This is a genomic window from Stenotrophomonas sp. STEN023, from assembly GCF_056760135.1.
The window spans coordinates 1-26,488 of the sequence record NZ_JBRREF010000067.1 but is presented as its reverse complement, the minus strand read 5'-3'; the positions used below and the strand labels follow the sequence as shown (position 1 = coordinate 26,488).

At 63.3% G+C, this 26,488-nt stretch carries 25 protein-coding genes; 17 read left to right on the top strand and 8 right to left on the bottom strand.

Translation table 11 applies throughout. The annotated features are described in order from the left end of the window. Window positions 1–106 precede the first annotated feature (106 nt). A complete protein-coding gene (locus tag ACVOLV_RS16620; RefSeq protein WP_481555354.1) occupies window positions 107–1,279 on the bottom strand; it encodes an ABC transporter substrate-binding protein in 1,173 nt (390 codons plus the stop codon). Window positions 1,280–1,437: 158 nt separating this feature from the next. Here ACVOLV_RS16620 and prfB point away from each other — a divergent pair. Together prfB and lysS are read left to right on the top strand one after the other, a co-directional pair. Next, window positions 1,438–2,563, top strand: a protein-coding gene (gene prfB / locus ACVOLV_RS16615; protein ID WP_481555353.1) for a peptide chain release factor 2 whose coding sequence is annotated in 2 segments (ribosomal slippage) — window positions 1,438–1,512 and window positions 1,514–2,563 — 1,125 coding nt in all. Because the reading frame shifts where the segments join, the coding sequence is not laid out codon by codon here. Window positions 2,564–2,663: 100 nt separating this feature from the next. Then, complete coding sequence (gene lysS / locus ACVOLV_RS16610; RefSeq protein WP_481555352.1) at window positions 2,664–4,184, top strand: lysine--tRNA ligase; 1,521 nt, start codon at window positions 2,664–2,666, stop codon at window positions 4,182–4,184. A 335-nt stretch (window positions 4,185–4,519) separates the two neighbouring features. On the opposite strand, the gene ACVOLV_RS16605 is transcribed toward lysS, so the two are convergent. Next, window positions 4,520–5,548, bottom strand: a complete 1,029-nt coding sequence (locus ACVOLV_RS16605) for a YeiH family protein (RefSeq protein ID WP_481555351.1) — start codon at window positions 5,546–5,548, stop codon at window positions 4,520–4,522. Between the two features lie 127 nt (window positions 5,549–5,675). Between ACVOLV_RS16605 and ACVOLV_RS16600 the strand changes: the two genes are divergently transcribed. The 4 genes from ACVOLV_RS16600 to ACVOLV_RS16585 all read left to right on the top strand — a co-directional run bounded on the left by ACVOLV_RS16600 (window position 5,676) and on the right by ACVOLV_RS16585 (window position 9,995). Next, the gene (locus ACVOLV_RS16600; RefSeq protein ID WP_481555350.1) at window positions 5,676–6,581 is read left to right on the top strand and encodes a LysR family transcriptional regulator; all 906 of its coding nucleotides are present in this window, start codon (window positions 5,676–5,678) and stop codon (window positions 6,579–6,581) included. A gap of 35 nt (window positions 6,582–6,616) precedes the next feature. Further along, window positions 6,617–8,506 carry an ATP-binding cassette domain-containing protein gene (locus tag ACVOLV_RS16595; RefSeq protein ID WP_481555349.1) on the top strand — a complete coding sequence of 630 codons (1,890 nt, stop codon included), beginning with the start codon at window positions 6,617–6,619 and terminating at the stop codon, window positions 8,504–8,506. Between the two features lie 86 nt (window positions 8,507–8,592). After that, window positions 8,593–9,021, top strand: a complete 429-nt coding sequence (locus tag ACVOLV_RS16590) for a VOC family protein (RefSeq protein WP_481555348.1) — start codon at window positions 8,593–8,595, stop codon at window positions 9,019–9,021. A gap of 446 nt (window positions 9,022–9,467) precedes the next feature. After that, the gene (locus tag ACVOLV_RS16585; protein ID WP_481555347.1) at window positions 9,468–9,995 is read left to right on the top strand and encodes an SRPBCC family protein; all 528 of its coding nucleotides are present in this window, start codon (window positions 9,468–9,470) and stop codon (window positions 9,993–9,995) included. A gap of 3 nt (window positions 9,996–9,998) precedes the next feature. Here ACVOLV_RS16585 and ACVOLV_RS16580 read toward each other — a convergent pair whose 3' ends face one another. Both ACVOLV_RS16580 and ACVOLV_RS16575 read right to left on the bottom strand, forming a co-directional pair. Then, window positions 9,999–10,445 carry a barstar family protein gene (locus tag ACVOLV_RS16580; RefSeq protein WP_481555346.1) on the bottom strand — a complete coding sequence of 149 codons (447 nt, stop codon included), beginning with the start codon at window positions 10,443–10,445 and terminating at the stop codon, window positions 9,999–10,001. After that, the gene (locus ACVOLV_RS16575; protein ID WP_481555345.1) at window positions 10,442–10,897 is read right to left on the bottom strand and encodes a guanyl-specific ribonuclease; all 456 of its coding nucleotides are present in this window, start codon (window positions 10,895–10,897) and stop codon (window positions 10,442–10,444) included. The genes ACVOLV_RS16580 and ACVOLV_RS16575 overlap by 4 nt, the downstream gene beginning before the upstream one ends. A 261-nt stretch (window positions 10,898–11,158) precedes the next feature. On the opposite strand from ACVOLV_RS16575, the gene ACVOLV_RS16570 reads away from it, so the two are divergent. Further along, window positions 11,159–11,770: a superoxide dismutase gene (locus tag ACVOLV_RS16570; RefSeq protein ID WP_282266004.1), complete on the top strand. Its 612-nt coding sequence runs from the start codon at window positions 11,159–11,161 to the stop codon at window positions 11,768–11,770. Between the two features lie 488 nt (window positions 11,771–12,258). Here ACVOLV_RS16570 and ACVOLV_RS16565 read toward each other — a convergent pair whose 3' ends face one another. After that, entirely contained in the window at window positions 12,259–13,020 is a 762-nt protein-coding gene (locus ACVOLV_RS16565; protein ID WP_481555344.1) for an endonuclease/exonuclease/phosphatase family protein, read from the bottom strand. 226 nt (window positions 13,021–13,246) lie between these two features. Between ACVOLV_RS16565 and ACVOLV_RS16560 the strand changes: the two genes are divergently transcribed. Both ACVOLV_RS16560 and ACVOLV_RS16555 read left to right on the top strand, forming a co-directional pair. After that, window positions 13,247–14,815, top strand: coding sequence for a POT-type proton-dependent oligopeptide transporter (locus tag ACVOLV_RS16560; RefSeq protein ID WP_481555343.1), 1,569 nt, complete (start codon window positions 13,247–13,249; stop codon window positions 14,813–14,815). A gap of 2 nt (window positions 14,816–14,817) precedes the next feature. Further along, the gene (locus tag ACVOLV_RS16555; protein ID WP_481555342.1) at window positions 14,818–15,438 is read left to right on the top strand and encodes a rhomboid family intramembrane serine protease; all 621 of its coding nucleotides are present in this window, start codon (window positions 14,818–14,820) and stop codon (window positions 15,436–15,438) included. Between the two features lie 130 nt (window positions 15,439–15,568). Here ACVOLV_RS16555 and ACVOLV_RS16550 read toward each other — a convergent pair whose 3' ends face one another. Next, window positions 15,569–15,733 carry a hypothetical protein gene (locus ACVOLV_RS16550; RefSeq protein ID WP_481555341.1) on the bottom strand — a complete coding sequence of 55 codons (165 nt, stop codon included), beginning with the start codon at window positions 15,731–15,733 and terminating at the stop codon, window positions 15,569–15,571. Window positions 15,734–15,930: 197 nt separating this feature from the next. Here ACVOLV_RS16550 and ACVOLV_RS16545 point away from each other — a divergent pair, with 197 nt between their 5' ends. The 7 genes from ACVOLV_RS16545 (at window position 15,931) to ACVOLV_RS16515 (ending at window position 22,177) form a co-directional block, all read left to right on the top strand. Further along, on the top strand, window positions 15,931–16,224 hold the full coding sequence (locus ACVOLV_RS16545; RefSeq protein ID WP_481555340.1) for a GNAT family N-acetyltransferase: 294 nt from the start codon (window positions 15,931–15,933) through the stop codon (window positions 16,222–16,224). Between the two features lie 60 nt (window positions 16,225–16,284). After that, complete coding sequence (locus ACVOLV_RS16540; RefSeq protein WP_481555339.1) at window positions 16,285–17,112, top strand: DUF3298 and DUF4163 domain-containing protein; 828 nt, start codon at window positions 16,285–16,287, stop codon at window positions 17,110–17,112. 14 nt (window positions 17,113–17,126) lie between these two features. Next, window positions 17,127–18,245, top strand: coding sequence for a cyclopropane fatty acyl phospholipid synthase (gene cfa / locus ACVOLV_RS16535; RefSeq protein WP_481555338.1), 1,119 nt, complete (start codon window positions 17,127–17,129; stop codon window positions 18,243–18,245). 90 nt (window positions 18,246–18,335) lie between these two features. Continuing rightward, on the top strand, window positions 18,336–18,830 hold the full coding sequence (locus ACVOLV_RS16530; RefSeq protein ID WP_481555337.1) for a MarR family winged helix-turn-helix transcriptional regulator: 495 nt from the start codon (window positions 18,336–18,338) through the stop codon (window positions 18,828–18,830). Between the two features lie 7 nt (window positions 18,831–18,837). Further along, window positions 18,838–20,979, top strand: coding sequence for an FUSC family protein (locus ACVOLV_RS16525; RefSeq protein ID WP_481555336.1), 2,142 nt, complete (start codon window positions 18,838–18,840; stop codon window positions 20,977–20,979). Continuing rightward, window positions 20,969–21,166, top strand: coding sequence for a DUF1656 domain-containing protein (locus ACVOLV_RS16520; RefSeq protein ID WP_481555335.1), 198 nt, complete (start codon window positions 20,969–20,971; stop codon window positions 21,164–21,166). Before ACVOLV_RS16525 ends, ACVOLV_RS16520 begins: the two co-directional genes overlap by 11 nt. A 9-nt stretch (window positions 21,167–21,175) precedes the next feature. Continuing rightward, window positions 21,176–22,177, top strand: a complete 1,002-nt coding sequence (locus ACVOLV_RS16515; RefSeq protein WP_481555334.1) for an HlyD family secretion protein — start codon at window positions 21,176–21,178, stop codon at window positions 22,175–22,177. A 422-nt stretch (window positions 22,178–22,599) separates the two neighbouring features. On the opposite strand, the gene ACVOLV_RS16510 is transcribed toward ACVOLV_RS16515, so the two are convergent. Next, window positions 22,600–24,771: a M3 family metallopeptidase gene (locus ACVOLV_RS16510; RefSeq protein WP_481555333.1), complete on the bottom strand. Its 2,172-nt coding sequence runs from the start codon at window positions 24,769–24,771 to the stop codon at window positions 22,600–22,602. Window positions 24,772–24,925: 154 nt separating this feature from the next. Here ACVOLV_RS16510 and ACVOLV_RS16505 point away from each other — a divergent pair, with 154 nt between their 5' ends. Next, window positions 24,926–25,405 carry a glutathione peroxidase gene (locus tag ACVOLV_RS16505; protein ID WP_481555332.1) on the top strand — a complete coding sequence of 160 codons (480 nt, stop codon included), beginning with the start codon at window positions 24,926–24,928 and terminating at the stop codon, window positions 25,403–25,405. A gap of 100 nt (window positions 25,406–25,505) precedes the next feature. Here the strand turns inward: ACVOLV_RS16505 and ACVOLV_RS16500 are convergent, their stop codons facing one another. Next, window positions 25,506–26,294: a ferredoxin--NADP reductase gene (locus tag ACVOLV_RS16500; protein WP_481555331.1), complete on the bottom strand. Its 789-nt coding sequence runs from the start codon at window positions 26,292–26,294 to the stop codon at window positions 25,506–25,508. Window positions 26,295–26,488: the final 194 nt, after the last annotated feature.

Genomic DNA, 26,488 nt, shown 5'->3' with positions numbered 1-26,488 from the left:
CGCGCCGGTGGGGCTAACCGGTGGAAAACCCCGCCCTGGCGGCCTGGGGGGGCTGCCTGCGGGGGGGATGGCCCATCACGCCGGTTGGCGGGATAGGCGGTGTGGCTTAGTTGATGACAGCAGCGGCTGCGTCAGCGGCGGCGCTGGCAGCTTCTTCGACGGCATCCTTGCGGTTGCTGCTGGGTGCACTGACATCACCACCCAGATCGGTGGTTTCCAGCTCGAACACGCCTTGCTGGCTGCCCAGGCTGGTGACTGCAACGATGTAGCGGCCGGCGCGCAGGTCCAGGGTCAGTCGGGCATTGGTGCCGTTGCCGCCGTCGTCGTTCTCCTCGTCCACGCCCGGGCCGGTGATGTGCAGCACCGAGTCGAAACCATCGGCGATGGCGTCGAACTGGATCTGCTTGGGCGCGTCCAGGTTCAGCACGAAGGTGCGGCGGCCGCGCGAGTCCATCATTGACTGAGCGGTCTGGCCAACGGTCAGCGCGGTGCCGTCACGGGTGACCAGGCCATTCTCGGTCGGGGTCAGCTTGACATTGAGCTTGAACGAGCCGGTATGGCCGTTCACCGAGGAGGCGGCGATGGTGTATTCGCCCGGCTCCAGGTAGGTGCGGATGCGGGCATTGAGGTTGCCGCCGTTGTCGTCGTCTTCCAACTCGATGTTGCGGCCGTTCAGGTGCAGGTAGGAGTCGAACGCGCTGGATTCCAGGGTGACGGCGTACAGGCCGGCCTTGTCGACCTTGAGCTTGTATTCCTGCTTGTCGCCCATCAGCCAGTCGGTGATCTCGCTGTCGGCGCCCAGCGGTTTGCCGTCATACGGAACGACCTTGGCGCTCTTGAGCTTGAACGGACCAAACGCGTCGGCGCTGGCGCTGTTGACCGCGACCAGGAAGGTACCGTCCTTGGGGGCACGGAAGGCCAGGTTGACCGAGCTGCTGGAGTCACCTTCGCCCGAGCCGGAGGAAGACGCATTGGCAATCATGTTCTGACCGTCGAACACCGCCAGCTGGCCGCTGAGCGAGCCGCCCAGTTCCAGCGAGACGGCTTCGCCGTTCTTCATGGTGACCTTGTAGCCCTGGTGGCGGCTGCCGTCGTTGTAGTTCAGGGTGCTGGACGAGGTGATTTCACCGGAAACCGTCTCCCCGACGGTCAGGTTCGGGGCCTTGTCACCGCCGTTGGAGGCGATGCCGCCCAGCTTCTGGCAGGCGCCAAGGGCCAGGGTCAAGGTGATAGCTGCAAAGAGGCGAGCGTGTCTGGCGTTCAAGCTTAGGTCCTTCATGGTCAGAAATGTCTCCTTTTCCCGTCTTCGCGGGTCAGGAGGCGATTCTAACGTTAAGTTGTGTCTATTCAGCGAGAACGTCTTCACGCCCCAAAGGGCCAATTCAGGAGCCGCCTGGATGCTAGAATCGTCGGCTTGTCTGCCTTACTAGACCGACCATGATCGAACTGAATCCCATCCGCCAGCGAATCACCGATCTCACCGATCGCGTGCTATCGCTCAGGGGGTATCTTTGACTACGACGTCAAGAAAGAACGTCTCGAAGAAGTAACCCGCGAACTCGAAAACCCGGACATCTGGAACAACCCCGAGTACGCCCAGACCCTGGGTCGTGAACGCTCGCTGCTGGACAAGACCGTCACCGGCATTGCCGATGTACTGGACGGCCTGTCCGAAGCCACCGAACTGCTTGAACTCGCCGAGAGCGAGCAGGACGAGGATACCGCATTGGCGGTGGTGGCCGATCTGGACAAGTTCCAGTCGCACATCGAGAAGCTCGAGTTCCAGCGCATGTTCTCCGGTGAAATGGACAGCTGCAACGCGTTCGTCGACATCCAGGCCGGTGCCGGTGGTACCGAAGCCCAGGACTGGGCGGAAATGATGCTGCGCATGTACCTGCGCTGGTGCGAAGCGCGCGGCTGGAAGACCGAGCTGATGGAAGTGTCCGGCGGCGACGTCGCCGGCATCAAGTCGGCCACCTTCCGCGTCGAGGGCGAGTTCGCCTACGGCTGGCTGAAGACCGAGATCGGCGTGCACCGTCTTGTGCGCAAGTCGCCGTTCGACTCGGACAACCGCCGCCACACCAGCTTCACCTCGGTATTCGTGTCGCCGGAAGTCGATGACAACATCGAAATCGACATCAACCCGGCTGACCTGCGCACCGACGTGTACCGTTCTTCCGGTGCCGGCGGCCAGCACGTCAACAAGACCGAGTCGGCGGTGCGTATCACCCACATCCCGACCAACACCGTGGTTGCCTGCCAGACCGGCCGCAGCCAGCACCAGAACCGCGACACCGCGATGAAGATGCTGGCCGCCAAGCTCTATGAGCTGGAAGTGCAGAAGCGCAATACCGAGCGTGACGCGCTGGAAGCGACCAAGTCGGACATCGGCTGGGGCAGCCAGATCCGCAACTACGTGCTCGACCAGAGCCGTATCAAGGACCTGCGCACCGGCGTTGAGCGTACCGATACGCAGAAGGTGCTGGACGGCGACCTGGATGAATTCATCGAGGCCAGCCTCAAGTCGGGCCTGGAAGCCGGCGCCAAACGCAGCGACGCGTGATCCGGAATGGCCCTGCGCGGGCCATTCCCTTGTTGTACGGTGCGGTTTCACCAGACGGTGGCCGCACCTTGGTTATCTCCCCCAAATTGAAATCAAAGCCATGACCGAACAGACCCCTGAAACGCAGCAGCTCCCCGTCGACGAGAACAGCCTCATCGCCGAGCGCCGCGCGAAACTCACGGCGCTGCGCGGGCAGGGCATTGCCTACCCGAACGATTTCCGCCGCGAAGACTTCGCCGGCACCTTGCAGGCCGAGTACGCCGATGCCGAGACCTGGACCAGCGAAGCGCTGGAAGCCACTGGCCGCACGGTGAAGATGGCTGGCCGCTTGATGGCCAAGCGCATCATGGGCAAGGCCAGCTTCGCCCAGATCCAGGACGAGAGCGGCCGTATCCAGTTGTTCCTGCAGGCTACCGCGCTGGGCGACATCTATGCTGCGTTCAAGGGCTGGGACGTGGGCGACATCATCGCCGTCGAGGGCGGCCTGACCCGCACCAAGACCGGCGAACTGTCGGTCAAGGCGACCAGCATCCGCCTGCTGACCAAGTCGCTGCGCCCGCTGCCGGACAAGTGGCACGGCCTGGCCGACGTCGAGCAGCGTTACCGCCAGCGTTACGTCGACCTGATCGTCACCCCGGAATCGCGCGACGTCTTCATCAAGCGCTCCAAGATCATCCGCGCCATGCGCGCGTGGCTGGACAACCGCGACTTCCTCGAAGTCGAAACGCCGATGATGCATTACATCCCCGGTGGCGCCACGGCCAAGCCGTTCACCACCCACCACAATGCGCTGGACCTGGACCTCTACCTGCGCGTTGCGCCGGAGCTGTACCTGAAGCGTCTGGTGGTTGGCGGCCTTGAGCGCGTCTACGAAATCAACCGCAACTTCCGCAACGAAGGCGTCAGCACCCGCCACAACCCGGAATTCACCATGATGGAGCTGTACGAGGCCTACGCCACGTACAACGAAGTGATGGACCTGACCGAAGGCGTTATCCGTGATGTCGCGCAGAGTGTGCTCGGCACCACGGTTGTGGAGTGGGATGGGGCGCAGATCGACCTGGCCCCGGCGTTCCGTCGCTGGCGCATGGACGAAGCGGTGCGTCACCACAACCCGGAAATCTCTGCCGCCGACTGCACCGATCATGATGCGCTGCTGCGTCATTGCGAGCGCCTGAAGATCCGCGTCAAGCCGAGCTATGGCTGGGGCAAGCTGCTGCTGGAGATCTTCGAAGCCACGGTCGAGCACACCTTGATCCAGCCGACTTTCATCACCGATCACCCGGTCGAGGTCTCGCCGCTGGCCCGCGCCAGCGACAACGACGCCGGTTACACCGATCGCTTCGAGCTGTTCGTCAATGGCAAGGAGCTGGCCAATGGCTTCTCCGAGTTGAACGATCCGGAAGACCAGGCCGCACGTTTCCAGGCCCAGGTTGAAGCGAAGGATGGTGGCGATGACGAAGCCATGCATTACGACGCCGACTACATCCGTGCGCTGGAATACGGCATGGCACCGACCGGCGGCCTGGGCATCGGTATCGACCGCCTGGTGATGCTGCTGACCGGCCGTGCCTCGATCCGCGACGTGCTGCTGTTCCCGTACATGCGCCCGGAAGCCTGATCCAGGGCGACCTGGCCTCAGCCGGAAGAACAAAGGCCTTCCTGTAACCGGGAAGGCCTTTTTGTTTCTGAAATGTAGTGCCGAGCCATGCTCGGCTGGGGCTTTACCAGCGAAAAGCGCCCCTCACCCCAACCCCTCTCCCGCACGCGGGAGAGGGGCTAAAGCCGTCGCGGCCCTGTAGTGCCGAGCCATGCTCGGCAGAGGCCTTGCCAGCGAAAAGCGGCCCTCACCCCAACCCCTCTCCCGTAAACGGGAGAGGGGCTAAAGCGCCGCAAATCCGCTTCCCGCGCATGTAGTGCCGAGCCACGCTCGGCAGGGGCCTTCCCGATGGCGCCTCAGCCCAGCACAGCCCGCACGCCCAGATTGATCAACATACCGCCAGCCAACAACCACACGAACAACAACAAAGCCAACAACATCGGCTTGGCACCGGCCTGGCGCAGCGCCGAAGCATGCGTGGTCAAACCCAGCGCCGCCATCGCCATCGCCAGCAACACGGTGTCCAGATCCACCAGCACCTTTACCAGCTCAGCCGGCAGCAGTTGCAGCGAGTTGAAACCGACCATGGCGATGAAGCCGAACGCAAACCACGGAATAGTGATCCTCGAGCGTTCGCCATTGCCGCTGCTCTGGCCGCGGGCCAGCAATGCAGAGAGGCCGACCAGGAACGGCGCCAGCATCATCACCCGCACCATCTTGGTGATGACCGCAGCATCGGCGGCAGGCTCGCTGACCGCACGGCCAGCAGCCACCACTTGGGCGACCTCATGCACGGTAGAGCCGGTAAACACGCCGAACGCGGTTTCATCCAACGGCATCCAGCCCGCCGATACGCCCCACTGATAAAGCAACGGGTACAGGAACATCGCCACGGTGCCGAACACCACCACCGTGGCCACGGCGACCGCAACCTGTTCCGCGCGGCCCTTGATCACTGGCTCGGCCGCCATCACCGCCGCGGCACCACAGATCGAACTGCCGGCTCCGATCAAAAGTGCCGAGTTGCGGTCCATGCCCAGCAATCTGGTGCCCAGCCACCAGGCCAGGCCGAAGGTCGAACACAGCACCAGCGCATCGATCGCGACACCGGCAACGCCCACCTGGCTGATGTCCTGCACGGTCAGGCGCAGGCCATAAAGAATGATGCCGGCGCGCAGCAGGGTGGCCTTGGAGAAACCAACGCCAGCGTCGGCGCGGGTCGCCAGACTGCGATAGACCGTGTTGCCCAGCACGATGCCGATGACGATGGCCAGGGTCAGTGCGCTGATGCCGTGATCCTGCATCCACGGCAAGGTGCCCAGCCAGATCGACAGGCCGGCGACGGCTGCCGTCAGCAACAGGCCGGGGAGGCGGGAAAGGGGCATCGAGGTCAGCCCTTGGGTCGAGGTGTTCATAACGTTGGGTTATTAGAAGATAGCCCATGCTGCACCCAGGGTTATTACCTGTAAAACGGATAATATTGGTTGAATTAACCGATTTTCGAGATAGGTTATGCATCTCTCTCTGCGCCAGCTGCAGATCTTCTCCGGGATTGCCGAAGCCGGTACCACGACGGCAGCGGGCGAGTTACTGGGCTTGTCGCAATCGGCGGTCAGTGCGGCCCTGGTAGAACTGGAAAATCTGCTCGGGCTGGCCTTGTTTGACCGGATTGGCCGCAGATTGGTGCTGAACGGCCATGGCCGGGCCTTGCTGCCGCAGGCGCGGGCGTTGTTGGCGGGTATGACCGATATCGAGCGTCGGTTCCGTGCCGACAGCCAGACCGGTGCGGCTGTGCGCTGGCAGGTCGGCGCCAGCACCACCATCGGCAACTACCTGATGCCGGCGCGGATCGCCGACCTGCAGGCCTCCAATCCACACGCGCATGTCGAACTGGTGATCGGCAATACCCGCGAGGTCACCACCGCCGTGCAACGGCTGGAGGTGGATGTCGGCTTGATTGAAGGGCCCAGCCACGAGCCCGGGCTGGAAGTAGCGCACTGGCAGCAGGACGAGCTGGTGGTGGTGTTTGGCGAACGTCACCCGCTCGCCGTGCAGCTCAAAAGTGGAGTGGACCTGACGATGCTGCGGCAGGCGCGCTGGCTGCTGCGCGAACCCGGTTCAGGTACTCGCGAGGCTGCCGAACAGGCCTTGTTGCCGCATCTGCATGGGTTTGCCGAGGTGCTGCAGTTGGGCGGCACCGAAGCGATCAAGCAGGGCGCGGTCGCCGGGCTGGGGCTGGCCTGCCTGTCGCGGCATGCGGTGGCTGACCTGGTGACGTTGGGCAAGCTGCAGGTGTTGGCGACGCCCATGCCGCCATTGCAGCGTCAGCTATGGGCGGTGCGGCATCCCGGCAAGCGGATTCCGACCAGCCTGCGCCAGCTGCTCGGCCTGCCGGCAGACGTGTTTAGCGACGATTGAGCGCGGTCGGCCGCCAGAGCCCGTACAATACGCCCATGCCTTTGATTACCTTGCAGAACGTCGACTACAGCGTCGGCGGCCCGTTGTTGCTGGAAAAAGCCGAACTGTCGATCGAGACTGGCGAGCGTATCGCCCTGATCGGCCGCAACGGCGCCGGCAAATCCACTCTCATGAAGCTGATGGCTGGCGAGCTCAAGCCCGATGACGGCGAGGTGCGCGTGCAGCAGGGCGTGCGCGTCACCCGGCTCGAGCAGGAAGTGCCGCATGGTGCTGCCGGCAGCGTGTTCGACGTGGTCGCCGATGGCCTTGGCGAGCTTGGCCACTGGTTGGCCGAGTTCCACCGCCTTAGCCACGCCGAAGTCTTCGATGGCGAGGCAATGGGCAATGTGCAGGCCAAGATCGATGCCGCCGATGGCTGGGGTCTGGATCAGCGTGTCGAAGAAACCCTGACCAAGCTCGACCTGGATGGCGATGCCGAATTCGGCCGTCTGTCCGGCGGCATGAAGCGCCGCGTGCTGCTGGCGCGTGCGCTGGTTGCCGGCCCGGACGTGCTGCTGCTCGACGAGCCGACCAACCATCTGGATATCGAAGCCATCGATTGGCTGGAAACCTTCCTCAAGGGCTGGAACGGCTGCGTGGTGTTCGTCACCCATGACCGCCGCTTCCTGCGTGCGCTCGCGACTCGCATCGTCGAAATCGATCGCGGCCAGGTGACCAGCTGGCCGGGCGACTGGGAAAACTACGAGCGCCGCCGCGAAGAACGCCTCAATGCGCAGGCGCAGGAAAACGCCCGCTTCGACAAGCTGCTGGCACAGGAAGAAGTCTGGATCCGGCAGGGCATCAAGGCCCGCCGCACCCGCGACGAAGGCCGCGTTCGCCGGCTCAAGGCCATGCGCAACGAGCGTGTGCAGCGCCGTGAGCTGAGCGGCAACGTCAAGCTGGAAGCCTCCGGTGCGGAGAACTCCGGCAAGAAGGTCATCGACATCAAGAACATCAACTTCGCCTTTGGCGAGCGGGTGATGATCAAGGATTTCGAAACCGTCATCCTGCGTGGCGACCGCATCGGCCTGATCGGCCCCAACGGCAGTGGCAAGACCACTTTGTTGAAACTGCTGCTGGGCGAACTGCAACCGGACAGTGGCGAAGTGCGCCAGGGCACCAACCTGCAGATTGCCTACTTCGACCAGTACCGCGCCACCCTGCGCGAAGACTGGAGTGCGATCGAGAACGTGGCCGAAGGTGCGGATTTCATCGATATCAATGGCAAGCGCAAACACGTGCATGCCTATCTGCAGGACTTCCTGTTCACCCCGGAACGCGCGCGCGCGCCGATCACCCGCCTGTCCGGTGGTGAGCGCAACCGCCTGCTGCTGGCCAAGCTGTTCGCGCAGCCGTCCAACCTGCTGGTAATGGATGAACCAACCAACGATCTCGATGTGGAGACCCTGGAGCTGCTGGAAGAGCTGCTCGGCGACTACACCGGCACCTTGCTGCTGGTCAGCCACGACCGTGACTTCCTCGACAACGTGGTGACCTCCACGCTGGTGTTGGAAGGTGAAGGCAAAGTCGGCGATTACATCGGCGGCTATACCGACTCGCTGCGCCAGCGTCCGGCACCGACCCAGACTGCAATGGCGGTGGCCAAGGCTTCGGCGACCGCAGCGCCTGCGGCTCCGGTTGCCGCTCCGGTTGCCGATGCCGCACCCAAGCGCAAGCTGAGCTTCAAGGACGCGCGCGAGCTGGAGCAGCTGCCGGCCAAGATCGAACAGCTGGAGCTGGACGTGGAAGGCCTGACTGCGGCGATGAACGACCCGTCGTTCTATACGCGTACGAGTGCCGAAGTCACTGCGCACACGCAGCAGCTGAGCAAGGTGCAGGCCGAGCTGGATGCCGCCTATGCACGGTGGCAGGAACTGGACGCCTAAGCAGGCGCTGACGGTTCGCACTTTGCTTCACCTGCCGTCCTCGTCGAGGGCGGCAGGATGGTATCCATGGATGCTGCGAGGTGATGATGAAACGGCCGTTCGACGTTGCAAGTATCGATCATGTGGTGTTCCGGGTCCGCGACCTGGAGCGCAGCATCGCGTTTTATTCAACCGTTCTGGGCTGCGAGGTGGCGCTACGACGCGACCACCTTGGCCTGGTGCATCTGCGTGCTGGCGCGTCGATGATCGATCTGATCAGTCTGGATGGCAGCTTGGGTGCGCGCGGCGGTGCCGGTCCGGGGTTGGAAGCGCGCAATGTTGATCATCTGTGCCTGCGCGTGGAGCCTTTCGATGAGGCGGGCATGGTTGCGTATCTGTCCGAGCATGGCGCAACGCCGTTGGCGCCGGCCGAGGTGAACTTCGGTGCTGAAGGGGACGGGCTGTCGTTGTATTTCAAAGACCCGGATGGCAACACCATCGAGTTGAAGGGGCCGGTTTCGGCGCACTTGGGCTGATGCTCTGCTCCCTGCCTTGCGCCGCAGGCGTAGGGGAGGGCTGGGGAGGCGGGGTTTTCGCTGTAGGTTTGCCGCCGCGCATTTGGCAGGAATCAAAAGCACCCCTCCCAACCCTCCCCTTCGCTGCGCGAAAGGGAGGGCTCAGCTGCTCGGTAGAAAGAAGGGCTGAACTTTTCGCTCCCTCCCTTGCGCCGAAGGCGTAGGGGAGGGCTGGGGAGGGGTGCTTTGAGCGGGTTGATCTACGGATTGTTCGGCTTGGTGCCGCGACGCTGATGGGTTGCTGGGAACGCCCCTGCCGAGCATGGCTCGGCACTACGCTCCCTCCCTTGCGCCGTAGGCGTAGGGGAGGGCTGGGCTGGGGAGGGAGGGCTCTTGGCTATGAGCCCAGCGCTTGCGGGCCAACCACGCTCCGCGCATTCTCGTGCCATTCAACACGAGCAGCAGCCATGCACCGCAGACTCAGTACGCTCCTACTGCTCGCAACCGCCTTCGCCTTGCCAGCGCACGGCGAAGTCAAAGACGCTACACCCAGTGGCTTCTCTGTCGAAAACAGTGTCCTGATCGCAGCCACGCCAGCGCGCGTTTGGCAGGCGATGACAGCCGACATCGATCATTGGTGGCCAAAAGACCACAGCTGGTGGGGCAAGGCTGCAACGCTCTCCATCGATGCCCGTGCCGGTGGCTGCTTCTGCGAACGCGCAGGCGCACAGCAGGCGCAACACCTGCAGGTCGTGTTCGTAGATCCGGAGAAAACCCTGCGCATGACTGGCGGGCTTGGGCCGATGCAGGGCATGGGCCTGCATGGGGTCGCCGAATGGACCCTGCAGGCAGAAGGTACTTCAACCCGGGTAAGCTGGCGCTACCGCGCAGGCGGTTACAGCCCCGATGATCTCAGCGCCCTGGCGCCAGTGGTGGACAAGGTCCAGGCGCAGCAGCTGAACAGCCTGGCGCGCTGGCTGCAGGCCGCCCGCTGAGGGTCACTCTTTCTCGTCGTCAGCGGCTTCCTCGCCGCCACCTGGCAGTTCCAGGAAGGCCCAGAACGCCACCTTGTCCTCGGCCCAGCTGGCAGAGGCTTCGGACAGCACGTCCAACAAGGTATCGAAGTCAGCCGGGCTGCCCTGACGCAGGTCGTTTGCATCGCTGAACAGCAATGCATAACCGTTTGCCGGCAGCCAGGACAGGTCGCGCAAACCATCGGACAGCGCATCCCAGTTACGGCTCCAGCCGGCCGGGAAGTCGAGCTGGGTGCCAAGACGCATCAGCAAGGTGCGCTTGTCGGCGCAGCCTTCCAGGTCGATGCGGCACACGCGCAGCCCGGCATCGCGTGCCACCGCTGCCAGACCGCCGAGGTCGCCATCGCCCACGCCGTAAACGCCGGCCTGGCTGACGTCTTCCAGGCCCATATCGAAACCGCTGTCACTCATGGCGTACTCCTGGCGGGGACTTCGAAGCTGCGGAAGCTCTCGTAATGGTCATCGGTGTAATACCAGGCATCCGGCGGGTCGCCGCCGGTGACGATGCGCTTGGCACCACGGTGGCTCAGCCCGGGTGTGTCCACGGTGTATTCGCGGTAATAGCCGCGCGGGCGCTGCGGCAGCTGGCGCTCGCGGTTACCGAAGGTGCTGCCGTCCTGGCGGTGCGGGTAGGGCCCGCCGCGCTGGATCAGGGCAATGGTTTCGCGCGCTTCTGCCGGCAGGAAAGCCGGGAGCGGGTCCTTGCTGCGTTCGTCAGCGCGGCTGGTCCCGACCGTTGCAGGCAGGTCCTGCGAAAGCGATGGCGCAAACTGCGGAGGTGCAGGTTGTTGCAGCACGCGCATGCCCCATAGCCCGCCGATGAGCAGGACGATGGCGACTACAAGGAGCATGGGCTTACGCATGGGCAGTAGGAAAATTCCGGAACGGGCGATGATTATCACGCCATGACAGCGTCTTTGTTGAACAGATGGTTCAGTACGCATGTTTCACGCGGCAGTAACAATGGTCGCTCAGATCGCGTCTGTGCTGTCCATCGTCCAAGCGCGGGACAAAGTTTCCTCTACAACACCCTTGGTAAGTTGCTGCATCGTCCCTACCATTGACAGCGCACCGTCTGGTTTTTCGGCCAGACACAGAAACCGGCTATCCAAAGGAGATCCCTCATGGCTTACACCCTGCCCAAGCTGCCTTACGCCTACGACGCCCTGGAACCGCATATCGATGCGGCCACGATGGAGATCCACCACAGCAAGCACCACCAGACCTACATCAACAACGTCAATGCCGCGCTGGAAGGCACCGAGTACGCCGACCTGCCGGTTGATGAGCTGGTGAAAAAGACCAAGTCGCTGCCGGAAAACCTGCAGGGCCCGGTGCGCAACAACGGTGGCGGCCATGCCAACCACTCGCTGTTCTGGACCGTGATGTCGCCCAACGGCGGCGGCCAGCCGGTCGGTGACGTCGGCAAGGCGATCGAATCGCAGCTGGGCGGTTTCGAGAAATTCAAGGAAGCCTTCACCAAGGCCGCGCTGACTCGTTTCGGCAGCGGCTGGGCGTGGTTGAGCGTGACCCCGGACAAGAAGGTTGTCGTCGAGTCCTCGGCCAACCAGGACAGCCCGCTGATGGACGGCAACACCCCGATCCTGGCGCTGGACGTGTGGGAACATGCCTACTACCTGAAGTACCAGAACCGTCGTCCGGAATACATCGGCGCGTTCTTCAACGTGGTCGACTGGAACGAAGTCGAGCGTCGTTACCAGGAAGCGATTGCCTGATAGCGGTGACATGAAGCGGCGGTCCCGGTAGGGACGGCTGCCCCAGCAAAGGCCGGGCATCGCCCGGCCTTTGTCGTTCTGGCGCCGCAAACTCCATGTTGTGGGAGCGGCGTAAGCCGCGAAGCTGGTGGGTCATCAGACTGCAGGGTTGGCCGCAGTTGCTGCAATGCCAGCTTCGCGGGCACATGGCAAACGCAGGCTGGCAGCCTCGTGTAGGAGCGGCGTCAGCCGCGAAGCACGCACATCATCGGAGTGCATGTATGCCCGCAGCTGCAACAACCTCAGCTTCGCGGCTGACGCCGCTCCTACAAACAAAGCCGGCCCATTGGCGGTTGGTCTGATCGCGCGTTGGCTGGCTTTTTTTTTGGGGGAGCGGCGTAAGCCGCGAAGCCAGTGCCTTCATCAGATTGGCTGGATGCCAGGGCCTGCAGCAACGCCCGCTTCGCGGCTGCCCCCGCGCCCACAAACAAACAAAGGCAACTGCCGCCTCAGGGTTGCTCGGCGTCATCGGGCGCGGGGACCCGGGTGATACGCAGCGTTGCCATCATGCCCAGCGGCTCGGGCGCCGGCTGTGCGTCGCTGGCCGGTAGCTGGATCGCCTGCTGGGTGATGTCGGCGAAACTGCGGACCTGGTACAGCACGTCGAGCCCGTGCTGCGCGTCGGCTGCGAGGCGGGCATCGCCGCGGCGGTTGGACGGATTCCTGCGCGCCGGCTGATACCCGGGCAGCTGTCGCACCAGTTCCTCGGTAGGCGCGGCAAAGTTGCCGATGATCAGTGATGGCAGGCCCTCGGCGGTGGCATCCATCCACGAGCGCAGATCCGCCGCCTGGTGGCCACGCGAGACCGGGCTGTTGTCGCTGGGGCACATGCTGGCGGCATAGATGTTCAGTTGGGTCTGTTGCAGCTGCAGGCGCTGCATGCCGGCGGCGGTCGGGGCGTCATCGCCGTGCAGCAGGGTGATGCCGTCCTGCTGGGCTTGCAGGCGGGTCAACACCGCATTGCCGCGGCGCACCGGCTGGCTGGGGCGATCGGCACTGATGAAGTCGCAGCTGTACTTGAGGCGGCTGCCCAGCCAGCAGGCGGGGTTGGGGGTGTTGGCCAGCTGGCGCACGTCCTGCACGACGATCACGTCCGGTCGCAGGTCTTCCATCAGCGCGGCGATCCGGTCGCGCTGGCCGGTCCAGATTTCGCCGCTGTCGGGCAGGCGCAGGTTGGCGATCTTGATGACCGGTATGACCGGCTCAGCCATGACGCCAAATGACAGGACAAGCAGTCCGAAACAGCCCCAGCGCAGCATTGCAACGCCTCAAGATGAGGGACTGTCATCCTAATGCTTTCCGCGTAGAAGGGGCGTGCAGGCGGCTGTAATAGGGTTTTGCTTGTATGGGCGGTAGGTGTTTTACCTGTTGGATCCAGTCTGGCGGGCAGCGTGATGCGTTACGCTTGCAACCTTTGTATTCACGGATCGCCCGCAGATGACGACCAACGACGTGGCAGCAGCCCCGAACCCCAAGGCAAAAATGCCGCGCCAGATCGGCTACATCATCGGTAATGAGGCGTGCGAACGTTTCAGTTTCTACGGAATGCGCAACATCCTGGTGCAGTTCCTGATCACCTCGCTGCTGTTGCAGGAGATCACCGCCGAAGGCCGTGCCGGCGAAGCCAAGGACATCATGCACAGCTTCATGATCGGCGTGTATTTCTTCCCGCTGCTCGGTGGCTGGCTGGCCGACCGCTTCTTCGGCAAGTACCACACCATTCTCTGGTTCAGCCTGATCTACTGCGTCGGCCATCTGTGCCTGGCCTTGTTCGAGGGTAACCGCCAGGGCTTCTTCCTGGGCTTGGGCCTGATCGCGCTCGGCGCCGGCGGTATCAAGCCGCTGGTGGCTTCGTTCATGGGTGACCAGTTCGACCAGGGCAACAAGCACCTGGCCAAGATCGTGTTTGACGCCTTCTACTGGATCATCAATTTCGGCTCGCTGTTCGCCTCGCTGCTGATTCCGCTGGCGCTGAAGAACCTCGGCCCACAGTGGGCGTTCGGTATTCCCGGCATCCTGATGTTCGTTGCGACCTTCGTGTTCTGGCTGGGACGCAAGCGCTACGTGCTGGTGCCGCTGCCGCCCAAGGACCCGCATTCCTTCGCCAATGTGGTGCGTACCGCGCTGTTGGCACAAGCCCCGGGCCAGGGCCGTATGGGCCTGGTGGTGGCGGTGTTGGGTGTGGTGCTGGCGCTGGCTTCGTTCGCGTTGGTTCCCAGTCTGGGCATCGTGATCTGCCTGTGTCTGGCGCTGGTCTCGGTGCTGGCCGGTATTGGCGGCGGCACCATGCTGCAGCTGGACCGCGCCCGCGGCGTGCACCCGGAGGCGGCTGTTGAAGGCGTACGTTCGGTAATGAAGGTGCTGGTGATCTTCGCCCTGACCACGCCGTTCTTCTCGCTGTTCGACCAGAAAGCCTCGACCTGGGTGCTGCAGGGCCAGCAGATGAGCATGCCCAGCTGGTTCACCGCCTCGCAGATGCAGGCGCTCAACCCGCTGCTGGTGATGATCCTGATCCCGTTCAACAATCTGGTGCTGTACCCGGCCCTGCGTCGCTTCGGCTTCGAGCCGACCGCGCTGCGGCGGATGACCGCCGGTATCGCCTTCAGCGGCCTGGCCTGGATCGTGGTGGGTGGCATCCAGGTGGTGATGGACGGTGGCGATGCCATGTCGATCTTCTGGCAGGTGCTGCCGTATGCGCTGCTGACCTTCGGTGAAGTGCTGGTCTCGGCCACCGGTCTGGAGTTCGCCTACAGCCAGGCACCTGCATCCATGAAGGGTGTGGTGATGAGCTTCTGGAACCTGACCACCACCATCGGTAACCTGTGGGTGCTGCTGTCCAATGCGGCGGTGCGCAACCATGCGGTGACTGATCGTATTGCCAGCACCGGCTTGAGCGAGACGGCGTTCCTGATGTTCTTCTTTGCTGGCTTTGCCTTCATTGCGGCACTGGCATTCGGCATCTACGCGCGCCGTTACAAGATGGTCGACAACTACCGGGCGGTTTGAACATGCAAGGACCGATAACCCTGATCCTGATCGCCATCACCGCGCTGGTGTCGTGGATGGCGTTCAACAACCGCAAGCTGGCTGACCGGCTGATCCTGTGGCCGCCGGCGATCGACAAGCACAAGCAGTACGACCGGCTGGTGACCTATGGGTTCATCCACGCCGATTTCGGGCACCTGTTGTTCAACATGGTCACCCTGTATTTCTTCGGGCGCTCGATTGAAGTCATCATGCTCGGCACAACCGGGCAGTGGTGGGTCTATCCGTTGTTCTACCTGTCGGCGTTGGTGGTATCGATCCTGCCGACCTACCTGAAGAACCAGAAGAACCCGAACTACCTGAGCCTGGGCGCATCAGGTGCGGTGTCGGCGGTGCTGTTTGCCTACATCCTGATCGCGCCATGGAAGTTGATCCTGGTGATGTTCATCCCGGCTCCGGCCATCGTGTACGCCGCGTTCTACGTCGGCTACAGCATCTGGATGGACAAAAAGGGCGGGGACAACGTCAATCACAGTGCGCACCTTGCCGGTGCCGCGTTCGGCGTGATGTTCATGCTGATCATGGAGCCGGAGCTGCTGCAGCACTTCCTGCAGAGTCTGATGAATCCCACCTTCCGCTTCTGATCGGCGGAGTGGGCGGGGGCGGGCCTGACCCGCAAACGTCGGGGCCGGGCGCAGTGTGTCGTCACGGCCCCATTCTTGTTCACGGTGCTGGCTGCCTGCGCGCGCTCCGCGTGAGGGGTTGAGGCTGAGCTTAGGCGGCGTAGCTATCGAGGAAGCGCGAATAGACTTCGCTGTCGATCTTCTTGAATTCCCAGCCGTTGGTTTCACCAGCGACGGTCAGCTGGAACAGGCCTTCGAGCAGGGTGGCATCGTGGTCGTCTGCCGGGATCTGCATGGTGCGGTCGTTGTCGAACATGGGACACCTTGGCTGTTGGCTGTTGTGCTGATAGACACAGCAAAACCCGTGCCAGCTTTTGAGGCGTAGTCCATGGTTTGATTGGGGTAGTGTTGGTGGGTCTGATGTCGGAAAGTGACGTAATACGGCGTTTGTGTCTGCTCGGGCACGCCGCCACGCCCATTCGACCCAATCCAAGGCCTTCCGCAGGAGCAGTCATGAGCTTGAATCAACCGCCAGTTCCGACCATTGAACATGACGCCGCAGCGCATCGGTTCCAGACCGTGGTCGATGGCCAGCGTGCGTTGCTGGACTACGAGTTGCGTGGCGAGGTGATGGTCATCTCCCATACGGGGGTGCCTGAGGCCATTGGTGGCCGCGGCATCGCCGCCCAGTTGACCCGGTTCGCGCTGGATCACGCCCGGACCGCAGGCTGGAAAGTGGTGCCGGCCTGTGCGTATGCCGCCACTTTCATGCAGCGCCATGGCGAATATGCAGACCTGCTGGGATAATTCCGCTGCATGGCCAAGCCCGACCGGGCGGCCGCACAAACCTTCAAGGGATGACAGGGCATGAACAGGTTGGTACGGGGATCGTCTGCCGCAGCGGTATTGCTGTTGGCATTGGCTGGTTGCAAGCAGGATCAGCAAGGTGCGCCCGGCGCACCGGCGGCGGAACCGGTGCAGGCGCCGGTTGCGGTCGCGCCTGCGGCAGCTGATCTACGCGATGTGATTGAAAACACCCCAAGCTACGTCATTGGTATCAGTTACCCACCGGCAGCCGCCAAATACCCGGGCCTGGCCAATGCGTTGAGTGACTATGCCAGCCACGCCAAGGCTGAGCTGCTCAAGTCGGTGTCCGAGCTGGGCAACGACAAGCCCACCGCGCCGTACGAGCTGTCTCTCGCCTTCGACATGCTGGTGGAGTCGCCAGCGGTAGTCGCCGTTTCCGCCGATGGCAGCAGCTATACCGGTGGCGCCCATGGTCAGCCGCTGGTAGCCCGTTTTGTCTGGTTGCCCGAGCAGCAGCAGTTGCTCAAGGCAGAAGACCTGATCACCTCGGCCAAGGGCTGGCAGGCAATCAGTGATTTCACCGAGGACAAGCTGTTGGAGCAGGCCACGGTGCGTGCGCAGGGCGAAGACATGTCGCCGGAAGAACAGCAGGCCCAGGTCCGCAACCTGTCCAAGATGATCGACGAAGGCACCACCGCCGACGCCACCAACTTCGGCCAGTTCCAGCCGGTGCTGGATGCGGCGGGCAAGATTTCGGCGCTGCGCTTCGTGTTCCCGCCCTATCAGGTGGGGCCGTATTCGGATGGCACGCAGACGGTGGATGTGCCGGCGGCGGTGCTGTTGCCGCATGTGGCGGCGGCTTACCAGGGGTTGTTCGCGCACCCCTGATACACAGGAGGTCAGTGATGGATGCGGGGCTGCAACGACGTGTGGAAGCACTGCTGCAGGAGGCCGATATCACCCCGGGCGGTGAGCGGCCGCAGGACCTGGACATCCTCGACCCGCGCTTTTATGCGCGGGTGCTGGCCGACGGCTCGCTCGGGTTGGGCGAGAGCTATATGGAAGGCTGGTGGCAGGCGCATTCGCTGGATGGCCTGCTCACGCATCTGCTTGATGCGCGGCTGGACGAGCGCGTGCATGGCAGCGGCGAGGTCTGGGATGCGCTCAAGGCCAAGCTGTTCAACCTGCAAAGCGGGCAGGGCAGCTTTGAGGTCGGCAAGCGTCATTACGACCTCGGCAACGATCTGTACCGGGCCATGCTCGGCAAGCGGCTGGTCTACAGCTGCGGTTACTGGCGCAATGCCGGCAATCTGGACGACGCGCAGGAAGCCAAGCTCGAACTGATCTGTCGCAAGCTCGGCCTGCAGCCGGGCATGCGCGTGCTGGACATAGGCTGCGGCTGGGGTGAGGCACTGAAGTTCGCCGCAGAACGTTATGGCGTGCGCGGTGTTGGGGTGACCATCTCGCACGAGCAGGCGGAGTTTGCCCGCGAGTTGTGTGCCGGGTTGCCGGTAGAGATACGCCTGCAGGACTACCGCGAGTTGGACGAGCACTTCGATGCCATCTTCTCGGTGGGCATGTTCGAGCACGTCGGGGTCAAGAACTACCGCAGCTACTTCGAGGTTGCCCGGCGCTGCCTGGGCGAGCAGGGCCTGTTCCTGTTGCACAGCATTGGCACCAACGTCAGCCGCGACCGCACCGACCCGTGGATTGCCAGGTACATTTTCCCCAATTCCATGCTGCCATCGGCTGCGCAGATCACCCAGGCAATGGAAGGGCTGTTCGTGCTGGAGGACTGGCATAACTTTGGCACTGACTACGACCGCACCCTGCAAGCCTGGCGCGACAACGTGGAGGCGTCTTGGGAACAGTTGGATGCCCGCTACGACGAACGCTTCCGGCGCATGTGGCGCTTCTACCTGGCTGCCTCGATGGCGACTTTCCGCACCCGTCACTCGCAGCTCTGGCAGCTGCTGCTGTCGCCGCGTGGGGTTCGTGAAGGTTATCTGGCGCCCCGCTGAACATGGAACGCTGTAACCACAAAACTGTTTTAGAAGTTTATATTACATATGTGTATTATCCGCCTCATTCCTCGATGAGCCGGATAGCCCATGAGCAGCTTCGACGCGACCGAAACCCGGATTGATGCCACCTGCGCCCGCTGGCCGGGCTTCCCGCGCGAGCCGGCGGTGCTGGTGCGTCTGGTCAAGGGCATCTACAAGACCGTCCACGACCGCGCCAATGCCGTGTTGCGTGATTTCGACCTCAGCCACGCCGAATACAACATCCTGATGATGCTGTACGGCACGCCGGACCACCCGCTGACGCCGTCGGAACTGGCCGAGGCCGCCACCGAGAAATCGGCCAACATCACCCGACTCACCGACCAGCTGTGCAACAAGGGCCTGCTGGAGCGGATTCCGGACACCAATGACCGGCGCAAGCTTGGGCTGCACCTGACCGACAAAGGCCTGGCCTGCATCCAGCGTCTGTTGCCGAAGATGGCCGAGTTGCTGATCCTGCAGGTGCAGGGCCTGGAAGAGGATGAACAGCACCAGCTCGAACGGCTGCTGAAAAAGATGCTGGACGGCATCGAGGCCATCTGAGCACGCCATGTCTGCCATCCCATCATCAGTGAGCGCGCCGGCGACGCCCTGGCACACAGGCATGCGCGGCTTCCTCAAGGGCGAGGCCGATACCTGGCTGTTCGTGCTGCGCACGACCGTGGCGTTCTTCCTGACCGGTTGGCTGGCGATGCGCCTGCAGCTGCCGCAGCCGGGCACGGCGATGATGACGACGGTCATCGTCATGCACCGGCAAAGCGGCATGGTGCTGGCCAAGGCTTTTTACCGGGTGCTTGGCACCTTTGTCGGTGCGGCCGGTGCGCTGTTGATCGTGGGCCTGTTTCCGCAACAGCGTGAGCCGTTCCTGCTGCTGATGGCGCTATGGATCGCCGGCTGCACTGCCGGGGCCACCTTGCATCGCAACTTCAAATCCTATGCCTTCGTGCTGGCCGGCTATACCGCAGCCATCATCGCCTTGCCGGTGATCTCCACCCACCCGGGGCAGGTCTTCGATTCTGCGGTGGCGCGCATCAGCGAGGTGCTGTTGGGCCTGCTGGTGACCGCGGTGATCAGCGACACCTTGTTCCCGGTGCGCCTGCGCGACACCTTGCGCATGGCGGTGAACAACCAGTACGAGAACTTCCTGGGTTTCATGCGCGGCGCGCTGCTTGGCGAAGTGCCGCGTGAACGCATGGAGCAGGCGCATCTGCGGGTGGTGCGGGACGCGGTGGCATTGGAAGACCTGCGGAGTTCGGTGATCTTCGAGGACGCCGAAGCGCGTGCACGCAGCGCGCACCTGCAGCGCTTCAACCAGCGCTTCATGGCAGCATCGACCACGTTCCAGTCCTTGCACCATCTGATCAACCGTTTACTGCGCCAGCCAGACCCGGCCGCGGGCCAGGCGCTGCAGGCCTTGTACCTGCCATTGGGGGCCGCCCTGCAAGCCAGTGAGCAATCGCCGGCGCAATTGGCAGGGCAGATCCACGCGGTACGCAAAGGCCTGACCGCGCGCTCGGGCGAGCTGCGCGCTGCCCTGAGCGGCGTCGTCCAGATCGAAGACTTCGATGTGGGGACGCAATTGTTGCGGCGCTTCGTCAAGGAGCTTGAACATTACGTGCATGCACGTCGGCAGCTGACCCTGCAGGTCGCGCCGACCGAGGAGGACGCACGTGCCCACTTCATCCGCGGCAATGACTATCTCGGAGCCGCGGTGGCGTTCGCCCGCACCGCGATCACCATGTTGTTGCTGGGTGCATTGTGGGCCGCCAGCGGCTGGGCGATGGCGGTCAATGTGATGCTGCTGGCGACGATCTTTTCCGGCCTGTTCGCCACCATGGCAAACGCCGCGCAGATCACCAGCAAGGTGGCCTGGGGCTATCTGGTTGGCGTGCTTGCCGCTTACATTTGTGACTACATGGTGTTGACCCGGATGGAGGGCTTCACCTTGTTGGTTGCCGGCTTGCTGCCGTTTTTCATGGTCGGTCCCTATATGGTCAGCCGGCCCAAGCTGGCGGTATTCGGTCTGGGTTACACGATGGGGCTGGTCAACATTCTGGCCATTACCGGCGTGCACGCCTTCGACCCGGTGCGCTTCTTCAACGAAGGTACCTCGCAGATGATGGCGATGGGAGCAGCGGTGTTGAGCTTTGCGCTGATGCCACCGCTGGTGGGCACGGCATGGTTGCGGCGGCGGCAGATGGCTGGCCTGCGCGCACAGGTCGGCTTGGCCGCACAGGCGCCGTTGCGTGGGCTCCAGCACCGTTTCGAAAGCATCAACAGCGACCTGCTGCACCAGATCGTCGCCCATACGGCGGCGGGCAGCGAAGAGTCCCGCCAGCAGCTCGCCTGGGCCTTGGCGGTCAACGAAACCGGCCGCGCACTGATCCACCTGCGCCAGGACGTGGCGCGCGAACCGGCATCGACACAGTTGCACCAGTGCGTGGATTCAGTGGTGCGGGCCTTGGCCGATTTCTTCGCCCTGCCAGATGCCACGGCATGGCAGCGCGCCGACACTGTGCTGACCGTGGCCATCGCGCAGGCGCGTGCACAGGCCGCTGATGGTGGTGTCGCGGCACGGGTGTTGCTGCACCTGCGGCTGGTGCGATTGGCCATGGTGGACGACAGCTCGGTCATGGCCGCCTACATCGCCCCCACTGATTCAAATCCGGAGGCACCTCGCCATGCCCATTGAAATCGCATTCGCCGGAACCCTGTTTCCCGGCCTGCTGCTGTTGTTCGTGCTGGTCTGCATCGTGCTATGGGCGCTGGACACGCTGGCTGGCCGTCGTGGTTGGTACCGCAACGTCTGGCACCCGGCCTTGTTCCGCACTGCGATCTTCATCTGTCTGTTTGGTGGCTTCGGCCTGCTGCTGTTCTGAGAACTCCCCATGACCCCCAGAGTCCAATCCATTCTTCGTTTTTCCATCACCGCCGCGGTGGTGGTGATAGCCGCCTTGATCGCGATGGCGATGTGGCGCCACTACATGTACTCGCCTTGGACGCGTGAAGGTCGTCTGCGTGCGGAAGTTGTACGCGTTGCGCCGGATGTTTCCGGTCCGGTCAGCGCGGTAGCAGTGCGCGACAACCAGTTGGTGAAGCGCGGTGACGTGCTTTATCAGATCGACCCGGCGCGCTACCAGAACGCCTTGAATCAGGCGCGCGGCAACCTGGCCGCCGCGCAGGCATCGGCGCGCGCAGCGGGTGCCAGCATCCAGGTGGCAGCAGCCGGTGCCGCGCAGCAGAGTGCGAATGCCAGCCGCTACGAGCAGCAGTACGAACGTCGCCAGCGCATCACCGGCAGTTTGATCTCCGAAGAAGCACGTAGCGATGCGTTGAGTGCCGCGCAGGCAGCGCGCGCAGGTGTGGCGCAGGCGCAGGCCAGCCGCCAGCAAGCCAGTGCTTCGCAGCAGCAGGCCATGGCTGCGGTGGAGCAGGCGCAGGCCGCATTGGATACTGCAGAGTTGAATCTGGAGCGTACCCAGGTGCGTGCACCGGTGGATGGCTATGTGACCAACCTCGAAGTGCGGCAGGGTGATTACGCTACAGCGGGTGCGGCCAAGCTGGCGGTGATCGATACCAATTCGTTCTGGGTCTACGGTTATTTCGAAGAGACCAAGTTGGCGCAGCTGCATGTTGGTGATGGCACGCGCGTGCAGCTGATGAGCGGGCAGGAGCTGCACGGGCATATCGAGAGTATTTCGCATGGCATCACCGATGCGGACAGTCCGACCGGTAGTGACCTGCTGGCGAATGTGAATCCGACCTACAACTGGGTGCGCTTGGCGCAGCGGATTCCGGTACGGATCAAGCTGGATGCGGGCTCGTTTGCGAAGGGTGTTGTGCTGGCCAATGGCATGACCGCTACGGTGATTGTGGAGCGGGGGCGGTAAGGCTGGGTCGGATTTTTTGCTGACCGGATGCTGGTTGAACGAAGTCCGAAGTCCGAAGTCCGAAGCCAGAAGCACAAAGCCAGAAGCACAAAGCCAGAAGCACAAAGCCAGAAGCACAGAGCCAGAAGCACAGAGCCAGAAGCACAGAGCCAGAAGCACAGAGCCCCCTCATCCGCCCTCCGGGCACCTTCTCCCGCAGGCGGGAGAAGGGAATGCAGGCGCTGCTTGAGCTGATGGCTTGCCGCGCAATGCGTGAGCTCAAGCAATGCATCAGACCCCGCGGCGCCTGATCACTCCCTTCTCCCGCCTGCGGGAGAAGGTGCCCGGAGGGCGGATGAGGGGGGCTTTTGATCTGCCGCACGCAGCAAAAGAAAACGCCCGGCAAAGCCGGGCGTTCTCATTCCACCAAAACCAGTGGCTGCTTACTTGGCAGCAGCACCGGTGGTCAAACCACGCTTCTCCAGCAACGGCTCGATCTGCGGCTCATGGCCGGCGAAGTTGCGGAACAGCTCCATTGCGTCGACGCTGCCGCCCTTGGACAGCAGGGTCTTGCGGAAGTGGTCGCCGTTGGCGCGCGACAGGCCACCATTCTCACGGAACCATTTCTGGGTGTTGGCATCCAGCACTTCCGACCAGATGTAGGCGTAGTAGCCTGCCGAGTAGCCGCCCATGATGTGGCTGAAGTACGGGGTCTTGTAACGCGGCGGGACCGGCGCGTAATAGATGCCGTCCTTGACCAGCGCTTCATGCTCGAACTTCATCACGTCCTTCGGTGCCGGAATCTGGCCAACACCGATCTGGTGCCAGTTCTGGTCCAGCATCGCGGCGCCCAGGTACTCGGTGGTGGCAAAGCCCTGGTTGAACTTGGACGCGGCAATCACCTTGTCCAGCAGCGCCTGCGGCATCGCCGAGCCGTTCTGGTAGTGCTTGGCGTAGTTGGCCAGGATGGTCGGCTCGTCGGACCACATCTCGTTGACCTGCGAGGGGAACTCGACGAAGTCACGCGGCACCGCGGTGCCAGCGAAGTAGGGGTACTTCACGTCCGAGAACATGCCGTGCAGTGCATGGCCGAATTCGTGGAAGGTGGTGGTCACTTCGTCCCAGGTCAGCAGGGTCGGCTTGCCGGCCGGCGGCTTGGGAATGTTGAGGTGGTTGGCGACCACCGGCTTGTCGCCGGTCAGGCCCGACTGCGACACATAGGCATTCATCCATGCACCGCCACGCTTGGACTCGCGTGCATACGGATCGAAGATGAAGATCGCCAGCTGGCTGCCATCGGCGTCGAACACGTCATAGACGGTGACGTCGTCGTGGTAGACCGGCAGGTCGGTGCGCTGCTTGAAGCTCAGGCCGAATTCCTTGCCGGCGGCGAAGAACACGCCGTTCTCCAGCACGTTCTTCAGCTCGAAGTAGGGCTTGAGCTGGGATTCGTCGAAGTTGTACTTGGCCTGGCGCACCTTCTCGCTGTAGAAGGCCCAGTCCCACGGCTGCAGCTCGAACGTCGGCTTGCCGGCGGCCTTCTGCTCGCTGTCGATCATTGCCTGCAGGTCGGCAGCTTCGCGCTTGGCGTTGGTGACGGCGGCCGGGGCCAGCTGGCCGAGCATCGCGTTGACGGCTTCCGGGGTCTTGGCGGTCTGGTTGCCCAGCGAGTAGCTGGCGAAGTTCGGGAAGCCCATCAGTGCGGCCTTCTCGGCGCGCAGGGTCATGATGCGCGAGACCAGTGCGGTGTTGTCGTACTCACCGCCCTTGCTACCACGCGAGACCGAGGCTTCGTAGATCTTCTGGCGCAGCTCGCGGTTGGCCAGGTTGGTCAGCGGCGGCTGGCCGGTGGTGTTGAGCAGGGCGATGACGTACTTGCCATCCAGCTTGCGGGCCTTGGCGGCTTCGGCAGCGGCAGCGATCTGCTCGGCCGACAGGCCGTCCAGCTGCTTGGCGTCATCGACCACGATGAAGGAGGCGTTGACCTCGGCCAGCACGTTCTGGCTGAACTTGGTGCCCAGGTTGGCCAGCTCGGCGTTCATCTCCTTGAGCTTGGCCTTGTCGGCGTCGGACAGCTTGGCGCCGGAGCGGACGAAATTGTCGTGGTACTTCTCGACCAGACGCAGGCTTTCCGCATCCAGGCCCAGCTTGGCGCGGTTGTTGTACAGGGTCTCGATACGCGAGAACAGCTTGCCATTGAGGTTGATGGCATCGCTGTGTGCGGCGAATTTGGCCGAATAGTCGGCCTGCAGCTTCTTGCGTGCGTCGTTGGTGTCCGCGCCGATCAGCGCGAAGAACACGGTGGTGGCGCGGTCCAGCACGGCGCCGCTGTTTTCCAGCGCGACCAAGGTGTTTTCAAAGGTGGGGGCGGCCGGGTTGTTGGCGATCGCTTCCACTTCCTGCAGCTGCTGTGCCATGCCCGCGTCGAAAGCAGGCGCGAAGTCGGCGTCCTTGATCTTGTCGAATTGCGGGTAGTGCAGCGGCAGCGGGCTTTCGGCGAAGAACGGATTGGCCTGCTGGGCAGATTGGGTGGTCGCAGTGGTTGCGGCCTGGCTATAAGCCGGCAGGGCAAGACCCAGGGTCGCGGCAAGGGCGAGGGCGAGACGGGTGTTCAAGGCGGAAACTCCGGTAAAAAGACTGATCTTTCAGAGTACCTGCAGGCGCGCCCGCACGGGTGTGTCGAATGGCAGGGTTGCGCTGAAAGGCCACATCTTGCATGCCGTTGGCGCCGTGATGGCGTACGCTGGTTGCCCTGTCTGGAGTCGCGCCATGCCCAATGCCTTTGATTTCGAGCTGACCGCACTGGACGGCCGCCCGCTGCCGCTGGCTGCCTTTGATGGCAAGGTGCTGCTGATCGTCAATACCGCGTCCAAGTGCGGCTTCACCCCGCAGTACGAAGGGCTGGAGCAGCTGTGGCAGGAGTTGGGCCCGCAGGGGCTGATGGTGCTGGGCTGCCCCTGCGACCAGTTCGGCCATCAGGAGCCAGGCGATGCCGCCGCCATCCAGGACTTCTGCAGTATCAATTACGGGGTGAGCTTCCCGTTGTCGGCCAAGCTCAAGGTCAATGGCGCCGACGCTGATCCGCTATGGCAGTGGCTGCAGCGGCAGAAACGCGGTGCGCTGGGCATTGCCGCAATCAAGTGGAACTTCAGCAAGTTCCTGATCGGCCGCAACGGCCAGGTGATAGCCCGTTACGCGCCAACTGCGCGCCCGGAGGCGTTGGAAGCGGATATCAAGGCGGCGCTGTAGGCATTGCCGTGTGGGAGCGGCGTAGGCCGCGAAGCTCGCAGGACCGCCCAACTCGGCGGCATCACCAGCTTCGCGGCTTGCGCCACTCCCACATATCTTCTTATTTCTCTACGAAAGCGCGCTCGAACACGTAGTGGCCGGCGGTGCCGATGCGGGTGGAGACCTCAAACCCGCGTGCATCCAGCACCGTGCGCAGGTCGGCCAGCATCTGCGGGCTGCCACAGATCATGAAGCGGTCGTTGGCCGGATCCAGCTGCGGCAGGCCAAGTGCCTCCTGCATCTGCCCGCTTTCCATCAGCGAGGTCAGGCGGCCCTGGTTGGGGAAGGGCTCGCGGGTGACCGCCGGGTAGTACAGCAGTTTGTCACGGACGATGTCGCCAAGGATCTCGTCGTTCGGCAGTTCCTGCTCGAAGTACTCGCGGTAGGCGAGATCCTTCTCGTAGCGCACGCCGTGGCAGACGATCACCTTGTCGAAGCGCTCGTAGGTTTCCGGGTCCTTGACCACGCTCAACCAAGGCGCCAAGCCGGTGCCGGTGCCCAGCAGGTAGAGGTTCTTGCCGGGATGCAGATCGCTGATCAGCAGGGTGCCGGTGGGCTTCTTGCCAACCAGCACCTTGTCGCCGGGCTTGAGGTGCTGCAGGCGTGAGGTCAGCGCACCTTCCTGCACCTTGATGCTGAAGAAGTGCAGCTGCTCTTCCCAGTTGGCACTGGCGATGGAATAGGCACGCAATACCGGGCGGGCGCCTTCGTTTTCGTTTTCCAGCCCGATCATCACGAACTGGCCATTCTCGAAACGGAAGCCGCTGTCGCGGGTGGTGGAGAAGCTGAAGTAGGCGTCCGTCCAATGACGGACTTCAAGCACCGTTTCGGCGCCAAAAGCGGAAGACATGCCGTGATTCGTAGATTGGAGACCGGTCTATTCTAGCCGATTTCCCATAAATGGGAATGAATCTCATTTGACCGGGGTGTTGTAGTGGGGGGCCCCCCCCGGGGGGGGGGCGGCAGGGAGAAGCACGAGCCCCACCGCCGCGGGGGCCGCGCCCCCCCAAAAGGGCGGGGCCCGGAGGCGGGGGGGGGGGGGGG

Bases quoted from the DNA above. Each gene is read 5' to 3' on its own strand.
- ACVOLV_RS16620 (WP_481555354.1), bottom strand. From the start codon at position 1,279: ATGAAGGACCTAAGCTTGAACGCCAGACACGCTCGCCTCTTTGCAGCT.
- lysS (WP_481555352.1), top strand. From the start codon at position 2,664: ATGACCGAACAGACCCCTGAAACGCAGCAGCTCCCCGTCGACGAGAAC.
- ACVOLV_RS16605 (WP_481555351.1), bottom strand. From the start codon at position 5,548: ATGCCCCTTTCCCGCCTCCCCGGCCTGTTGCTGACGGCAGCCGTCGCC.
- ACVOLV_RS16600 (WP_481555350.1), top strand. From the start codon at position 5,676: ATGCATCTCTCTCTGCGCCAGCTGCAGATCTTCTCCGGGATTGCCGAA.
- ACVOLV_RS16595 (WP_481555349.1), top strand. From the start codon at position 6,617: ATGCCTTTGATTACCTTGCAGAACGTCGACTACAGCGTCGGCGGCCCG.
- ACVOLV_RS16590 (WP_481555348.1), top strand. From the start codon at position 8,593: ATGAAACGGCCGTTCGACGTTGCAAGTATCGATCATGTGGTGTTCCGG.
- ACVOLV_RS16585 (WP_481555347.1), top strand. From the start codon at position 9,468: ATGCACCGCAGACTCAGTACGCTCCTACTGCTCGCAACCGCCTTCGCC.
- ACVOLV_RS16580 (WP_481555346.1), bottom strand. From the start codon at position 10,445: ATGAGTGACAGCGGTTTCGATATGGGCCTGGAAGACGTCAGCCAGGCC.
- ACVOLV_RS16575 (WP_481555345.1), bottom strand. From the start codon at position 10,897: ATGCGTAAGCCCATGCTCCTTGTAGTCGCCATCGTCCTGCTCATCGGC.
- ACVOLV_RS16570 (WP_282266004.1), top strand. From the start codon at position 11,159: ATGGCTTACACCCTGCCCAAGCTGCCTTACGCCTACGACGCCCTGGAA.
- ACVOLV_RS16565 (WP_481555344.1), bottom strand. From the start codon at position 13,020: ATGGCTGAGCCGGTCATACCGGTCATCAAGATCGCCAACCTGCGCCTG.
- ACVOLV_RS16560 (WP_481555343.1), top strand. From the start codon at position 13,247: ATGACGACCAACGACGTGGCAGCAGCCCCGAACCCCAAGGCAAAAATG.
- ACVOLV_RS16555 (WP_481555342.1), top strand. From the start codon at position 14,818: ATGCAAGGACCGATAACCCTGATCCTGATCGCCATCACCGCGCTGGTG.
- ACVOLV_RS16550 (WP_481555341.1), bottom strand. From the start codon at position 15,733: ATGTTCGACAACGACCGCACCATGCAGATCCCGGCAGACGACCACGAT.
- ACVOLV_RS16545 (WP_481555340.1), top strand. From the start codon at position 15,931: ATGAGCTTGAATCAACCGCCAGTTCCGACCATTGAACATGACGCCGCA.
- ACVOLV_RS16540 (WP_481555339.1), top strand. From the start codon at position 16,285: ATGAACAGGTTGGTACGGGGATCGTCTGCCGCAGCGGTATTGCTGTTG.
- ACVOLV_RS16530 (WP_481555337.1), top strand. From the start codon at position 18,336: ATGAGCAGCTTCGACGCGACCGAAACCCGGATTGATGCCACCTGCGCC.
- ACVOLV_RS16525 (WP_481555336.1), top strand. From the start codon at position 18,838: ATGTCTGCCATCCCATCATCAGTGAGCGCGCCGGCGACGCCCTGGCAC.
- ACVOLV_RS16520 (WP_481555335.1), top strand. From the start codon at position 20,969: ATGCCCATTGAAATCGCATTCGCCGGAACCCTGTTTCCCGGCCTGCTG.
- ACVOLV_RS16515 (WP_481555334.1), top strand. From the start codon at position 21,176: ATGACCCCCAGAGTCCAATCCATTCTTCGTTTTTCCATCACCGCCGCG.
- ACVOLV_RS16505 (WP_481555332.1), top strand. From the start codon at position 24,926: ATGCCCAATGCCTTTGATTTCGAGCTGACCGCACTGGACGGCCGCCCG.
- ACVOLV_RS16500 (WP_481555331.1), bottom strand. From the start codon at position 26,294: ATGTCTTCCGCTTTTGGCGCCGAAACGGTGCTTGAAGTCCGTCATTGG.